Below are 15,185 nucleotides of genomic sequence, written 5' to 3'. Positions count from 1 at the left end.
TGTGGGCGGAGAATGATCTTTCATACCGATCCTCTCGTATCGTATTCACGCCACAAGGGCCGATGAGAATGACTTTTAGAAAGTATCATACCGCTGCCTGCGGATTAGGCTCAATCCGGCAAACAGAAAAGAATAAAGTATCAGACCATTTTCCGACATATCGTCAAGCCATGGTGATGCCGCTTGGCATGGGGAAACTAAGTACAGTGACTCCAGACCACCATGTCGCTCCGATCTCATCAAACGCTTTTGGTGGCAACGCATATTCTGCAGCGCCACACAAAGCTCCGTTTGGAGCGACACATCAGCACGGATTGCGGATCGGTGTTCCTGCCAAGCCGACCAAGGGCGCAGGGGGAATGTCACCGAGAGCACGACCGAGTCGCCGAGCCTGCATCGGTTACGGCTCACGTAGAAGGAATGTGATCCCCAACCGCTTTATCATCACCATTGCAGCGTCTAAGAGACGATTTTCAGAAACCCATTGTGCTGATTACGAGTGTATTCAGATCGCCGCCACGCGGATTCCGTGCCTTTGGCATGGGAGCAGACATGAGACCAAAGGCGGTGGAGTTGGTGGCGAGCATCATCGACCGGATCGAGGATCGGCCTTTCGGCGCGGGGCACCCACCGGTGCCAACCGTGGAAGTGATCCGGACGCTCCGCTTCTTCGTGCGCGAGGGCGTCCAGTGGAGCGAGTTGCGGGCGGTGGAGGGACGCGCCTCGGGCCTCACCCCGCGCCGCCGCCGGGACGGGTGGCGCGCCTCCACCGATGGCCTGCCGCTGATCACGTACGTCCGTGGTCTGCGCACGGCGGCGATATTCATCGTCGCAAACCGTCTCAGTGCTTTCTGGCACCCGAAGGTGCGCGCTTGGTTGGAGAAGCACCCGCGGTGGGTCTTCCATTTCACCCCGACCTCGGCGTCCTGGCTGAACGCGGTGGAGGGCTTCTTCGCCAAGCTGACGACCAAACGCCTGCGGCGAGCCAGTTTCCGCGGCATCGTGGACCTCCAGGCCGCCATCCACCGCTTCATTGCCGAGCACAACAACACGGCCAAGCGCTTCGTCTGGACCGCTGATCCCGACCGCATCATCGCCAGCATCAACAAAGCTAAACGAGCGTCAGGCGCGGACCACTAGATCCTCTGTCGCAGCTCACCTCGCCGCCTCCCCAGCCATCTGAATCGGCAAGCCGCACAATTAACCTTTAATGCCATGTGACGTCCTTCTATGTTGCGGGCTACGGGCGCGCTTGCCGTTACATCAGGGATTTTTTGCTTCATGAATGATGAAACTGGCACGCTCCGCGAAACGATCCAGGGGCTATGGTCTCTTTGCAACGTGTTGCGCGACGATGGAGTAACGTCACAGGAGTATGTCACCGAGTTGAGCTATATCCTCTTTCTGAAGATGATGCGGGAGACTGGCCGAGAAGCGCTGTTACCGGAAGGGTATCGCTGGAATGATCTACGCGCAACCGGCGGGGACAATACCCTAGTATTCTATAGGAATATGCTAAAGCTGTTTGCGGAATCTCCCAATAGTTTGGTTCGCTCCATTTTTTCCGAGTCGCGAACATCGTTACGACATGATGCTAACCTCCAGAAAATTATTGCCGCCATAGATGGGATTGAGTGGTTTAGTCAGCAAGCAGAGCGGATAGGAGATATGTATGAAGGTCTGCTTGAGCGTGTAGCGACTGACCGGAAAAGTGGCGCTGGTCAGTACTTCACGCCACGACCTCTAGTAGAATGCTTGATTGAAGTCATTAAGCCAACAGCCGGTGAAGTGGTGCAAGATCCTGCTGCCGGGACAGGAGGATTCTTAGTTGCAACTGACCGATATTTGAAGCAGCGAGCGGTTCACGTTGATGAATCCGCTCATAGAGCATTGCTTTGCGGGATGGAGCTTGTTCCTGAAACATACCGGCTGTTACTAATGAATCTCGTGTTGCATAATATTGCGCCGGATGGTGTTTTGCTTGGTGATACATTAGCAAAGTCCGGACAAAGCTTGGCTCGGGCGGATATTGTTCTGACAAACCCCCCTTTCGGCTCTGGAAAGGGGGGGCGTAAGCCAACGCGCGCCGACTTCACGATTACCGCGGATACGAGTAACAAGCAATTGTGTTTTGTTGAGCATGTCGTCCGGACACTGAAACCCGGAGGGCGGGCCGCAGTTATCGTTCCTGATAATGTGCTGTTCGCAAACGGACAAGCAAGAGACTTGCGGTCATGGCTAATGGAAGAATGCAATTTGCACACGATATTGCGCCTTCCATCAGGAATATTCTATGCGCAAGGAATCAAAACTAGCGTTTTATTCTTCACTCGTGCGACTAAGCCGGGCAATGCGACAAAAAAGGTTTGGGTTTACGACCTGCGAGCCGGCCAGCCGGCTTATGGACGCAATCGCCCTCTCCGAGCGACGGATTTCGAAGAATTTATAGCTCTTTTTGGCGCCGATCCATGCGGACGAACATCGCGAGCCAATGTTAAATCAACAGAAGACCGTTTCCGTTGCTTTACCAGAAAGGAAATAGCTCTTGGTGGCGATAACCTTGATCTTACTTGGCTCTCGGCGCTCGATGCTAGCGAGGAGGCTTTGGAGGACCCACAGGACTTGATTGAAGCAATGCGTGGGCATCTGCAACGCGCTTTTGCGGGTATCGACGCTTTGTCCACTCTCATCGACTCGGCTTGCTCAGAATGACACTGCGCATTTCGCTTGATAAGCTCGCTGAAAGTGAGACGAGCCCTCTGCTTTCCTGCGCGGCGCGTTGGAAGAGGGTCGAGCTTGGAAAAATCGCTATTGTCCAAGGGGGATATCCATTTCTATCACGCTACTTCAATGACATTGAAGGAGTGCCGGTTATACGAATCCGTGATCTCGGGCCGCGCGATAATATCACTCTTTATTCCGGGCCGATTCCTTCAGGATACTGGGTCGAGCCGGGAGATTTGCTCGTCGGAATGGACGGCGATTTTCGAACCTACCGGTGGGACCGCGAACGCGCGCTGCTAAATCAACGTGTGTCAAAAATAGTTGCAAACCCCGCCGTATACAGCAGCGATTTTTTAGAACTTATCCTTCCTGCTTACCTAAAAGCGCTCCAAGATAATACGTCCTCTGTCACTGTTCGGCATCTTTCAATTAGGTCTATACAAGAGCTGCCGGTTCCATTTCCCAGTCTTGACGAGCAACGTCGAATAGTGCAGAAGCTCAGGGAGTTTGCCGACGTCTGGCAGAAAGTTGCGGACGACCTGGATGAGACATTAGATTTGTGCTCGGCGTTCCTAAACGCCACCATACGGCGTGCTTACACTCCTGGGCCAGGTTGGAGCTCCCGATCTCTCGCAGAAATTGGAGAGATTAAATCTGGGCTAACATTGGGGCGCAGGTACGCTCCTGACGAGCAACTCGTTGAGCGGCCCTATTTAAGAGTGGCCAATGTTCAGCGTGGCAGGCTCAACTTAGATGACGTTCGAAGTGTCCGTCTGCGCGCGTCTGAGGCCGAAAAACTGTATTTACAGCGCGGCGATATTCTTATGAACGAGGGCGGTGACCGCGACAAGCTTGGTAGGGGCTGGCTATGGGAGGAACAGATCCCAAACTGCATTCATCAAAATCACGTATTTCGACTCCGCTTAATCGACGAGAACGTCACACCGGCCTATGTAGCTCGTTATACGAATTATGTGGGTCACGAATATTTTTACTCAGTTGGAACTCAAACCAGCAATCTGGCGTCTATCAGCGCCCGCAACATTGGCGCTATGAGAATACCGGTTCCGCCGAAAGGCATAGCTGCTATTATCGATGAGGAGTTGAATCGCGCGGATCAGTTCGCCTCGGACGTTCGTCGTGAGGTGTCTCAGGCACGGGAGCTCATCGAATCTCTCCGCAGCGCACTTTTAGCGACCGCACTGCGCGGGGAGCTTACTGAACAGGGGAAGGACGCATTTGCCGAAGTTCCAGACCGCTACTGCCGACCGGAGGATGAGTGGGTCGCTGGAGTGACGAATGCGGTAACAGAAAGAGTGAAGATGAGCGAAGCTATACGCAAGCGCCCCCTCGCTGATGCCATTGGCAATAATGGTTATGCTGTTACCCCGGAGCAGCTCTTCACAAGCGCCGGGTACGTGGCCGATGAAGTAGAGGAGTTTTATAAGGACCTTAGTGCTGCCGTCGATAATAAAATACTTGCTCAGACTGACGACTGGAAGCTTGTTGTGGTTACAAACTTGGAGAAGTTAACGTCATGAGAATCCTTTTTTTAAGGTTGCCGAAATACAAAAACTTTAATGACTTCGAGATTCGGTTCTCTCCGAGTGAGCCGGACGTGTTGATTGTTGGCAACAATGGGTCTGGTAAATCCAACCTCATGGAGGCCCTTGTAACAATATTTCGCGATCTTATTGCTGCCTCAGAGCGCAAGGCGCCGATTGCTACACCCTTTGCCTATCAGATTGAATATAAAATACAGGAAAATCTTGTTGAAGTGGATCATGATCCGCAGCGTTCTCGCGCGCGCACAGCCATCAAGGTCAATGGAAAGGCATCCTCTTTAACGGCGCTCTCTCCACCCGAGGGGGATCAGTTTCTTCCAAAAACCGTATTTGCGTATTATTCTGGTCCTAGTGACCGTCTGAGCAACCTGTTCGACAGTTCACTCGCTGATTTTCGTAATTCTATGATCGAGGGGGACATTTCGGCCCACCAACGACTTATATATGGGCGTCTAATTCACAGCCGCTTTGTTCTTTTGGCGTTTCTTATTGATGATGATCCCGAAGCTTTCAATGTCCTCGCGAAAGAGTTGGGGGTTCAAGATTTAGAGAGTGCGCTTTTTGTTCTTCAACAGCCTTACTGGGCTAAGCCTCAGCCGGTTACTCGTAAATCAGAGTTTTGGAAAGCGAAAGGTGTCGTGCGAAAGTTTTTGGCGCGACTTTACGCAGAATCTCTCGGACCGCTGCAGTTAGATATAAGACAACGTACTGGAATTAAGACGTATGTTCGTCGGCAGCGATTGCATTTGTTTATTCGTAACGCTAAAGTTCTTCAGGATGTTGTCGATAGTTTGCGCCCAAAAAGCGAGCCCAGGTCAAGGATTTTGTTTCGGCTTCTTGAAAGTGCTTTTGTCTCTGACCTTATCAAAGACGTAGTCGTAAAAATCAAAAAGATTGACACAGGTGACGGCATAGGCTTCCGAGAGCTAAGTGAAGGAGAGCAGCAGCTCCTCATGGTGCTGGGATTGCTGCGCTTCTGTCGTGACGAAGAGAGTTTATTTCTTTTGGATGAACCTGATACCCATCTCAATCCTGTATGGGGGCTGAAATTTCTTGAGATGGTCAACTTGGTGGTTGGTAAGGATGCGACGAGGCATCTCATCTTTGTTACTCATGACCCTGTGGCTGTCGCGATGGCTAATCGTGATCAGGTGCGCCTTCTGGCAAAGCAGGAAGACGGGAAAGTCCGTTCGCATGAACCTCTGGATGACCCGATAAAAATCGGAATTCCCGGAGTTCTGACTAGTGAGCTTTTTGGGCTGCCTTCCGTAATGGCGCCGGTCGTGGCAGATGATATAACTCGTAAGCATGAACTTATCGCTCTGGGAGCGCAAAGAACATCAAAGGATTCTGAGGAGCTTGTTCGGGTTGAAAAGCGTCTGCGTGAGGTCGATATGTCCTCAACTTTGCCTGACCCGCTCTATGCTGAGTTCGTTAGTAAAATTTTGGAACGCGAAAGCAAATTGTTCCAGAATAATGAGCGCCTCTCACCTAATGAAGTTGCTGAGCGCGATGCCATAATGAACTCTGTGATTGATGAGCTTTTTGGGGAGATAAATTAAGATGAGGTTTATCGACACTAGCTCTCTTTCCTTGCCTGTAGGTTGGATTGATCAGGCAAAATTAGCCGCTGGGGAGGTTGCTAAGGCGAAAGGCAACCGTGCGGATGTCATCGAGAGCTATTCTCATGTATGGCGTGCTCTGAAGGAGCCACTTGCTAAGCTATCTCATTATAAATGTTACTATTGCGAAACGGTTCGTGTTCGTGATGATTATGAAGTAGATCATTTCCGGCCAAAATCAGGAACATCGAGTGACGGTCATTCGGGGTATTGGTGGTTGGCGTTTGATGCCAGCAATTTGTATTTTTCCTGTCGTTTTTGTAATCAGCGGCGGCGTGGTATCAATGGTGAAGAAGCCGGGGGAAAGGGGAGTGCCTTTCCGCTGCTGGAAGGAGGAATCAGGGCTGTGAAGCCTAGTGACATTCTTGAGGACGAATATCCAGCGCTGGCAGATCCGTGCAAGCGTCACGAACCAAGCTTGATTGGCTTCAATGACATCGGTGTGGCGGTTCCGCAGCCATCACGCATCGGCGAGCCAGTCGAATTTGAAAGAGCGCGCACGTCTATACGGATCTACAATCTTAATCATGGCTGGCTGCGTAGGCGGCGTGAACAGAAGGCCTTGATCATTCGTAGGAAGATAGGCGAGCTAACGCTCCAACTCGAAATGCACGTGAGGCGTAGCAAGAGTGGCAACCATCAGGCTGCGCAAGATGCTCTTGCTAGAGCAACCCAGATTAAAGATGAGTTGTCACTTATGCGGGCTCCCGATGAAGAGTACTCGTCACTTGCTACACATATTTTAAATTTAAGCGTGTCGAAACAGCGTCCTTGGATTTCTAGAATTCTGATGACGGAGCCGGCTGTTTCAGAGACAAGCAAGCGGAACGTGAAGGCAATGGATTTTGTTTCATAGGAGAATGCCATATCCGTTGTTCTTGCTTCGCTGTGCGACAAGAGGCGTTGGTTAAATCCAAACAGGAACTTCAGCCGATTGAGGCGCATGGATGTCTTGTGGTCAATGGGCTCAAAGTCTTTCCTGCGGCCATCTTGGCGGTTTCCCTCAACGCCCTGGTTCTGACCTGAATTGTTCACCTTCTTTGTGATCCGCTGGAGTTCTTCTCCTGGAAAATCCGCAAGGTGCTGGATGCCGCGCTGGAGGACATCTCGCTATGGCTGCTTAGGCCAATAAAGCGCCGTGACTCTGAAGCAGGTGGAGAAGGTTCGCCTGGTTGCTCAGGCCAAATCACATTCCCACCCAAAGCGTTCTGCCAGCCGTACCGCCCAAGCCTTCCAATATGCTTTCTGATCCATCCGCTCTCGATGCCGCAAAACTCTTGGCAGACGAATGCACTCAACTGCGTCTGCAAAGGCGTCAGCAGTTTTAATGTTCCAGCGACCATGGTTATCTACCATGCCGTCGAGCATATTCTTGATGTGCTCCTCCATCTCTCTAAATGGTAAGTGCTTTAAGTAGCGTAGAGCCAGTGAGGATAGCGAAAATCCGCCCGTGTGATCTACATCCAGCAGCACTATCGGCGGACGGGCCTGCGGCCAAAATACGGAGATTAAGCAGGGGCGTCGTTGATGGCCAGCCACGGAGATGGCGCGACCACGTTTCAGCGCACACATCGACATCGCTATTCTCACCGTTGGCAGCATCTCCGCCATCAGGTGGAGCGCACCGATCAGTGGCTCCAATTCGCCCAGGTACTCGGGGTTCGCCGGTTCCAACAGGCGGAACTCAATCGGTGGTAGCGTGGCGCCCGGCACATCCTCACCGATACTGGCGGCAACGCGAACACGGCGCCGGATGACAATGTCGGGCGATATCTTGCCTTGACCGGGCCCTGACTCACTATCCTCGCTTTTGGCGGCCGATGTTATCCCTCGAGTCGCGGATTCGGCCACCTTGGTGATTTTAATTTCCCGGTCGAAGGTGCTCAGTTTCGTCAGCACCGGTAGTGCGGATTGGTGTGTATCGATACGGCTGCCGGTGGCCTGATCGTCCACGACATAGTCACGGATCTCCCGAAGCGGAGGCGGTTCGTCGGTGTCTCCCTGGCCTTCTTTCAGGTGTCTGGTACGGAAGCTGACCGTTTCGCTCATTGATGGGTGGGAGTAGCGCAAGATGTCGCAGGGATGACGCTTACCGGTGAGTTGCAGGATTTCTAGCACCAGCGCCGTGTTTCCCTTGCGCATCCATCGTACGGTCCAAGTAGAGTTCTGCAGCGATGGCGGGTAGAAAGCGATGTAGCTTTGTCCCTTTGACAGGGTAGCCACACTGTCCCACGAGCGGCGAGCGTCCGGGTGGACGGCGGTCCAGGCAAATTCGGCAACGAAGGTCTGGTTCAAAATCTTCTTCGGCATCTTGTTAGTGAAGTGCAGGTGCAGGTCGGAATGGAACCCTGGCAACTCCGGTCGGCAGAGTTCCATCAGGCCGCTGCGATGCATCAAGGCGTTCGCCATAGTCTTGTTGTGCACGAACAAGCTGCGAATCAGTTCGATGATCGGGACCAGTACCTCGACGCCGTTAACCCAGTAGCGAAGCAACCGCTGAACCTTACGTGTGCGCCCCTTGATCGGAAACAGGTCAGGCGGGATGCACTCGGCGGTGACCTCCTCGCCATCTGCAACATTCGGGATCGAAAACTGTACGACATTGCCGTGCAGCGCCAAGCTGGTTAGATCGCCGCCCGAGTAGCATTTGCCCAACGGAAGTGCGCAAAGCAGGCCGATGGGCAGCAGATGCGTGACCACGTTGTCCGAGTCGATTCCCCGGGTAGTAGCACGGACCTGCCACCCCTTTTCGGGGTCCTCGACAAATCCGGCCAGCCAAATCAGTTCCAGGTCTTCGCCCTGGTCTGCGAACGCCTTGATCAGCGGCATGGGATGACGCGTCCGTTTTTGGTGATGATGGAGGTGAGCGCCTGGTTGACGACCTCCGACACGCGATTAGACACTCGGGCGACGCGGCGGACTCTCCAAGGCGAAGTCGATTCCCCTGATCGTTGCAATGCATCGTATGCCCACACGATGCGGCGCAACTGGAACGTTTCAACACTTTCCCTGATGGACGCCAGCATGGCTAGGGTTTGCGGGAGCTTGGGCCGGCGATTGCCAATCCATCCGGGGTGGCCGAGTCGCCGTTCCAGTTCGGCCAATGTCACCCGCACCGGCGGGACCAGAAGGAGGATCGCTTCGGCGGCTTGCCGGAGAGCAACAGCAAGGTCTTGGTCGATGACCGTCCAGTCTTCGCGGGCGCTTGGTGGCGGCCTAACTGCGGGTGCCGGCGAATGGGTATCCAACCAAGTCCGGTCGTGCCGGTAGAGCCAAGCGTGCTCGTTCGGCAGCCGGTCAGCCAGTGCATTGCGTTTGAGATGCGGTTCCTTCTGTTGAAGCCCCAGCCAGCGTTCCCGCATTGCCGGTCCCGGATCCTTCTTTGCCGGAATCCGCGGTCTGACTGGAGGCCGCCATGGCGTAATTAGGCCAAGCTTCGCCGCGTGCAGGCGGACCGTGCTCGGGTCCACGCCCAAGATCTGCGCGACGGAACATATTCCATCGCCCCGGTCTACTAATACGCGGAGCTGGGAAAGGAATTCGGCGGTGGCGATCCGGCGCCGGGGTGGACGGAGGGGGAGCGGTGGGGCGGGCTTGTATCGATCAAGGAACAGTCCGAACAGGATGTGATGCAGTGGATGAAAGGCGTGCTGATGCTTGCGCACGATGGGCGACAGCCACGCCGTGTTCGCCAATTCCGGGACGACGGTGCGTGCCGGCGCAAATACGGCATTGAAGGCGTTGTGCAACTGGCGTTGATCGACTCGCCCGTTGACGGAGGCGAGACGTCGGTCGGTCAGGGCGTGACGGTATCCGGCGGTCAAACCGGCCGGGTCCACGCCGCGCGGCGTGGCGCTGAGCAAGGCGGCGCTGCGTCCTGCAATTTCTAGGAGGATAGCTCGGCAGCTGTCGTCATTCGCCCATGGCGGCGTTGGCAGCTCTCCTTGGTAGACACAATCGTCCGCAGCGATGAACACGGTTTGATGCCCGCTGCCGGGGGCAGATTTGCTCTCCATCAGCGGTATGCCGTGGTCGAGGCAGACCAGAACGCCGGGAAGTTGATGGGCGCGGCGCCAGAAGCGCTCGCCCCGGCGGGCAAGGTCCTCCGCGTGGCACGCTGGGCAGTACCGCAAGGTGGCGGGGGTCACTACGGTGCTGGTGGTGATGCCGAGGCGCGTATGGATGCCGCTGGCCGGGCCATCGGCCATGGCCGCGAGGACGGCGCCTACGACCTCTGAAGGCTGGAAGGCTGTGTGATAGGGGAGCAGCGTGAACTCAATGGCCAGCCGTTCAGGGGTAAGGCCGCGGTCAGGTGGTAGACGGCGGCTCAACGAGCCAAGATGTCCCGGCAGGTCCACCGTGGCTCGCGCATTCCTGTTGCCGAAGAGATCGTCCATCGTCCGTTTCGGGCTGACCGAGCAGGTGTGACGGTGAAAGCGGGCCAGCACGCTGTACAGCAGTTCGTCGGGATAGGACGCCGGGAAATATGGGAGCATCGCTGGCACTCCTCAGACCGCGATGTCCCGCAGTGGAGGTTTTATGGCGCCGGACGCCAGCAGCGCCTCATAGGCAGGCGCGCCGGATGTCGTCCCGGTGGAGACAATGATCCGAAGGTCGGCTGGATCGACAGCCCGTACAGGGACGATCGCTTTGTCCCGACTCTTCCGGGGCTTCACCGGCTTTACCTCCGGTCCACGCTCGCGGAGTTTGCTGGCGATCGTCGCGACCAGGTCGAGAGGATTGAGGTTTGGGTTTTCGGCTTTGACCTGGGCCAGCAAAACCTGGGCGACATCACGGGCGAGGCCGAGTCCCTCCAGGGATGCCAGGACGGCATCAGTCCCATCCTGGTTGGGAGAAGCGGACGTGGGTTCTACAGGCGTCGCTGCCTCCTTTGCTGGAGTCGGCGACAGACGGACCATCGCCGTTTGGAAGGCCTGGAACACGTAATCGTCCAGAGGCTGGAGGTCGTCGTATTTTTCCAGCGCGGCGCGGTCGTTCCGTTTCAGTGCGGTGATCATCGGAGCCAAGAGGCGGAACGCGTCGCCGGCGACGTGCTTGAACAGGCCGACAGTCAGCTGCTCGCCCTTGTCCCGGCCGGTCAGGGCGTTGAGCTGGATGACCTGAAGCTGCGCCAGCATGTACAGCTTGACGACCAGATCAACGATGCCCTGGCTTTCCTCGTACAGGACATGGCGCAATTCATCGGTCAGTGGTGTCGGTTCGCGCGTCCACTGATAGCGCCACATCCGGTCGATGAAATGGTTCCACGTGGCGTCGTTAGCGTGTCGCTCCCAAATCAGGCTCCCCAACCCGCTGGCCCGCCGCGCTTGGCGGAAGGCGCCCTGCAACAGCGGCATGGCGGCGGGCGTGCCGATGATCATCACCGGAATACCGATGGTGTTGACCAGCGCCACCAGGAAGTTCAGCAGGTCGTCCCGACCAGCGCCGGGCGCCCGCATGAGATGCTGGATTTCGTCGATGACCAGCAGGCCTAGGGCGTGCCGGTCGGCCACCTCCGCCATGTGGACGACCATCGTGTCGATCGACAGCCGGCTGGAGCCGTAGCGCGCTTCGTTCCGGGTGCGGAGAAGCTTGTCCATTTCGTGGAAGAAGCTGATGCAGAGCTGCTTCACCGACCCCTTGTGCGGGCATTCCAGCTTCAGCCAGACCACCTGCTCCAGACTGAACGGCTCCTGGTGGTGGATGAGCTTTGGATAGAGTTGCAGAATGCGCTCGACGCTCTTGGACTTGCCGATGCCGGAACAGCCGATCAGGGCGAACCCGGACGCTGTGGTTTCGACGGGGTGGATGACGGCGGACAGGTCCTTCTTCAGAACCCGCTCATGGTCATTGTGCAGCCGGTGCAGGTAGTCGGTGGTGTTGGGGTTGCGGCCGACGTAGCCCTGTCGAATGAGTGCCGACAGCCGGACTTCCAGTTGTAGATGACGTTCGAGCGGTACGAAGTAGCGCCCCAAACGCTGTAGGCAGTGGCAGCGAAGGTGGGCCGGGTATTGCCGCTCCTCGTCGCTATGGATCGGCAGCCGCGTCAGGTTCCGCAGGGCCTCGGCAATCGACATGACCGGCGGCAACCGGTTGATGAAGGAGTTGTCGCGGTACTCCGGCAACTCGGGAAGGTCAGCGTCATCCTCGGCCATCGTCGCCTCCTTCTCCGAACCGGTTCAGAATGTCCGCGATGCTGGGTAAGCTGTAATCCTCTTCCGCCGGCGGGTTTGGCGTGAAAGGGACGACGTTGTCCGGCGCCGGAGGTTCTGGCAACGCCTTGTCGGAACGGAAGGCCTCACGCGCCTGATTTTCGCGCCGTTCCTCCTGCCGGTTGGCGCGGATACCAGCAACTCGTTCCCGGTTGCTGGCGGTCACCTCTGGCCGCATGGCTTTGGCTTCACCGACGATGGTCTTGACGGTGTCGGTCAGGTTCACCCGGCCGGCAAGCTCGCGCGGCTGATTGGCGCTGTCCGTGAGCAGCTCCTCCTGGCGTATCTGGTCGATTTCCCAGAGTGTCCGGCCTTGGAAGGCTCGGCTGCGGTTCGTCAGGCCGCAGGGGATGAATCGGATTCGTCCGGTGTCCTCATGCAGGTAGATTTCGTCCATCAACCTCGGTTCATAGGAAACCCGGACCTTCCAGATGCCACGCTGGCGGGCGCGCTCGAACCAATGCTCCGCGATCGCCTGCGGGCAAGTGTAGAAGCAGCCCTGGAATCGAATACCCTGGGCGGTGACGACCGCTTCGTCAGAGGGGAGCAGGCTCAGTTTTACTTGCTCTTCGGGAAATACCCGGAGCTTGCCGCTGCGTCGGGCCACGCCCCACTCCCACAGGTCAGCGGGAATGGCAGGCACGGCGTCGGCAATCATCGCCGCTGACTTGTCGTAGTCGCGCAAGAGGTGGGCGTTGTTGTAGTAGAGTATGCAGTGGATGATGATGCGCGTGAATTGGTCGATATCAAGGGTCGCATCCAAGCGGTAGTCGGTTCCGCCACGCGCTCTGTAGTCCTGGGCGATATACCCCGGTGCATAGGCCTTGAACTTGGCCGGGATGAGCCTGAAGCGCTGCTCGACGATGCCTTTCCAGTCGCCCCGATAAGGGGCAGCATTCTCGATCTGAACGTTGAAGTTGCTGCTCAGTGTGTCGATCATGCTGCCGAGGATTTCGCCGCGGTCACCAAGCAGGACATCCGGCAGGGAGCAGCACGGCCAATCGTGGGCTTCGATGTCGATGCCGAACTGGTGGCAATAGGCGACCTTGTCCGACGCGGCGTTGGCCAGCGCCATCATGGCTCCGACCCAGGACGGTCCCTCGAACCCTACGTAGACGCCAACGATCATCCGGCTGAAGACGTCGATGACGATGTAGAGCACAGGCCGTCCAACGATCTTCGTCCGCCGCAGGCGCGACACCAAGTAGACGTCCGCGATTGTCGCGTCGATCTGGTAGCGGGAGGCCGGACCCAGCACCTCCGAGGTCGAGGTGTTGAGCAGCGCTCGACGGTCCTTGTCATACACCCGCGGCTTCCGCCGGATGCGATCCACCTGGAAGACGTCGTTGTCCTTCTCATACCAGTATCGGAACTGCCAGAATTGCGGGATGTCCTCCCGCGGCACCAACTCGATTCGTCCTGTCGCGTCGTTGAGCACGCGATCGCTGTAGTGTTCGGCTATCACCAAATCGTAGACACCGCGCAGATCGATTTTCTCGTTTTCAGCGAAATATTTTGTGATCGCCGTGCGGAAGATGTCGCGTGTCTCTCGGTTGATGTTGATGCCTTTGATGCCGCCTTTTGGCGGTCGTCCTCTCTTCACTTCGCCAGGTGGTCGCTCCTTGCCAGGGGCACCGCATCGGTGAAAGTCGGGCAGCAGGGCGTTGGGGATCATGCCCCGCTGCCAGTATCGGCGCAGAAGCCGGTAGATGGTCTGCTTGGTCGCCTGCTTCTCCAGAACGAGTCGGAGGATAGCGCGGCCTCGCGAGGCAGGTTCGAAGATGGCAGGCTCATCAAGTACCAGGGGACGGATCATCGTCCATAGCGCATCCCGCTTTTCCCTTTGCTTGGCCGGTATCCCGGCATCGGACAAAGGGGCAAGCCAGGAATCGTCTTTTAGGAATCGGAGCGCACCCTGTTCGAGGTGTTCGGTAAGCTCCCTCATCGAGCGGAAGATTGGGAAAGCCGAGTCGTCACGCACATCGATGACGTAACAGCCACCACCTTCGGGATGAACCCACAGGACCCGTTCGACGGGGCCGTCGTCTGCCGCCTGCAGGAGCTGGTTGACCACAGGCCAGTTCATCCAGCCGTCCTCGCGCGCTGGATGGGGGCAGCCTCGAATCGATGCAGCGGCACCGAATCGTCAAGCGGCTCGGCCATGTCGCAACGGATGTCCTTGGTAGCTAGCAGGTAGCGGACCAGGAACAAGGCGACGCCCCTTTCCATACCCAGTTGGTTGTCCATTTCCGTGCAGAACCGCCCGAGCGGCAGCTGGCCCGGCCAGCTCGGCAGCTCCCGGCGGATCAGCGTTGCCTTTTCCTCGTAGTAGCCGGGGTAAGGCTGGCTCAGATTGTCCAGATACCCGTAGCTATGGACCCAGAGGATGGACGTCGCTACGGACATAGGGACCTCCTTTTCGGTCAGGATTCCCCAATCGACCCGCTGTTCTGCCCAGTAGCGACGCTCGATCTCAAGCTTCTCAAGGATCCTTGGCTTTGCCAATTCGGCCGAGGGCTTTACCGTGCGCGCCAGGGTTACAAGGCGGCCATCCCGCACAACATCGACCACCAAGTCGGTGGTCATCACCACATGCACTTTGGTCGCCGAGTCGGTTGGATGCCGAACTCCCATCTCGTCAGCGATTCGCCTGGTGGTAGCGCGGTCGAGGGGGAACTGCTCGCGGATGTCCTTGACATCGTCCGCCCAGTCGAACAGCAGGAAGAAGCGCCATTCGATGTCCGACAGCAGATGGTGCTGCCGCCCCGTTTTCAAGCCCCGCAGGCGGTGCGTACGGCCGGAGGACGGGACATCCTGGACGGTAAGCCAGGGCTTGTAGTCGGCGCCACGCCCCTTGCCGCGCCCCTCCTTGTGGAAGAGGGCGATCTTGTCCTCATCGAACGCGTAGCGGCGACGAGCCATGACGCCTCCGGGGTGCGGCTACCTCTTTCGAGGATGGGACGATTCCCCGAGACGCGCAAGGAAGCTTCCCCGGTATGAGACTAATTTACGCAGTATGACGGTATTTTATCCGGCATGAAGCTATATTCTGCGCAGACATC

At 56.8% G+C, this 15,185-nt stretch carries 9 protein-coding genes and 1 pseudogene; 5 read left to right on the top strand and 5 right to left on the bottom strand.

What is annotated here, in order from left to right:
* Nucleotides 1-816 precede the first annotated feature (816 nt).
* The 5 genes and pseudogenes from ACSVC7_RS31820 to ACSVC7_RS31800 form a co-directional block, all read left to right on the top strand.
* Nucleotides 817-1,140 (top strand): annotated as a pseudogene (locus ACSVC7_RS31820) (transposase); the annotation flags it as partial.
* A 141-nt stretch (nucleotides 1,141-1,281) separates the two neighbouring features.
* Nucleotides 1,282-2,712: a class I SAM-dependent DNA methyltransferase gene (locus ACSVC7_RS31815; protein ID WP_448208565.1), complete on the top strand. Its 1,431-nt coding sequence runs from the start codon at nucleotides 1,282-1,284 to the stop codon at nucleotides 2,710-2,712.
* The gene (locus ACSVC7_RS31810) at nucleotides 2,709-4,265 is read left to right on the top strand and encodes a restriction endonuclease subunit S (protein WP_448208566.1); all 1,557 of its coding nucleotides are present in this window, start codon (nucleotides 2,709-2,711) and stop codon (nucleotides 4,263-4,265) included. The genes ACSVC7_RS31815 and ACSVC7_RS31810 overlap by 4 nt, the downstream gene beginning before the upstream one ends.
* On the top strand, nucleotides 4,262-5,851 hold the full coding sequence (locus ACSVC7_RS31805) for an AAA family ATPase (protein WP_448208567.1): 1,590 nt from the start codon (nucleotides 4,262-4,264) through the stop codon (nucleotides 5,849-5,851). The genes ACSVC7_RS31810 and ACSVC7_RS31805 overlap by 4 nt, the downstream gene beginning before the upstream one ends.
* Before the next feature lies 1 nt (nucleotide 5,852).
* Entirely contained in the window at nucleotides 5,853-6,767 is a 915-nt protein-coding gene (locus ACSVC7_RS31800; RefSeq protein WP_448208568.1) for an HNH endonuclease family protein, read from the top strand.
* A gap of 320 nt (nucleotides 6,768-7,087) precedes the next feature.
* Here the strand turns inward: ACSVC7_RS31800 and ACSVC7_RS31795 are convergent, their stop codons facing one another.
* The 5 genes from ACSVC7_RS31795 to ACSVC7_RS31775 are packed head-to-tail and all read right to left on the bottom strand — an operon-like array spanning nucleotide 7,088 to nucleotide 15,045.
* The gene (locus tag ACSVC7_RS31795) at nucleotides 7,088-8,740 is read right to left on the bottom strand and encodes a hypothetical protein (protein WP_448208569.1); all 1,653 of its coding nucleotides are present in this window, start codon (nucleotides 8,738-8,740) and stop codon (nucleotides 7,088-7,090) included.
* Nucleotides 8,731-10,407: a TnsD family Tn7-like transposition protein gene (locus ACSVC7_RS31790; RefSeq protein WP_448208570.1), complete on the bottom strand. Its 1,677-nt coding sequence runs from the start codon at nucleotides 10,405-10,407 to the stop codon at nucleotides 8,731-8,733. The genes ACSVC7_RS31795 and ACSVC7_RS31790 overlap by 10 nt, the downstream gene beginning before the upstream one ends.
* 12 nt (nucleotides 10,408-10,419) lie before the next feature.
* Nucleotides 10,420-12,066: an ATP-binding protein gene (locus tag ACSVC7_RS31785; RefSeq protein ID WP_448208571.1), complete on the bottom strand. Its 1,647-nt coding sequence runs from the start codon at nucleotides 12,064-12,066 to the stop codon at nucleotides 10,420-10,422.
* Nucleotides 12,053-14,209 (bottom strand): TnsB C-terminal domain-containing protein, encoded by a 2,157-nt coding sequence (locus ACSVC7_RS31780; protein WP_448208572.1) that lies wholly within the window; start codon nucleotides 14,207-14,209, stop codon nucleotides 12,053-12,055. Before ACSVC7_RS31780 ends, ACSVC7_RS31785 begins: the two co-directional genes overlap by 14 nt.
* Entirely contained in the window at nucleotides 14,206-15,045 is an 840-nt protein-coding gene (locus ACSVC7_RS31775) for a TnsA endonuclease N-terminal domain-containing protein (RefSeq protein ID WP_448208573.1), read from the bottom strand. Before ACSVC7_RS31775 ends, ACSVC7_RS31780 begins: the two co-directional genes overlap by 4 nt.
* Between the last annotated feature and the right edge of the window lie 140 nt (nucleotides 15,046-15,185).

This window comes from Azospirillum mesophilum (assembly GCF_053470405.2).
This window is presented reverse-complemented; position numbering and strand designations above follow the sequence as displayed.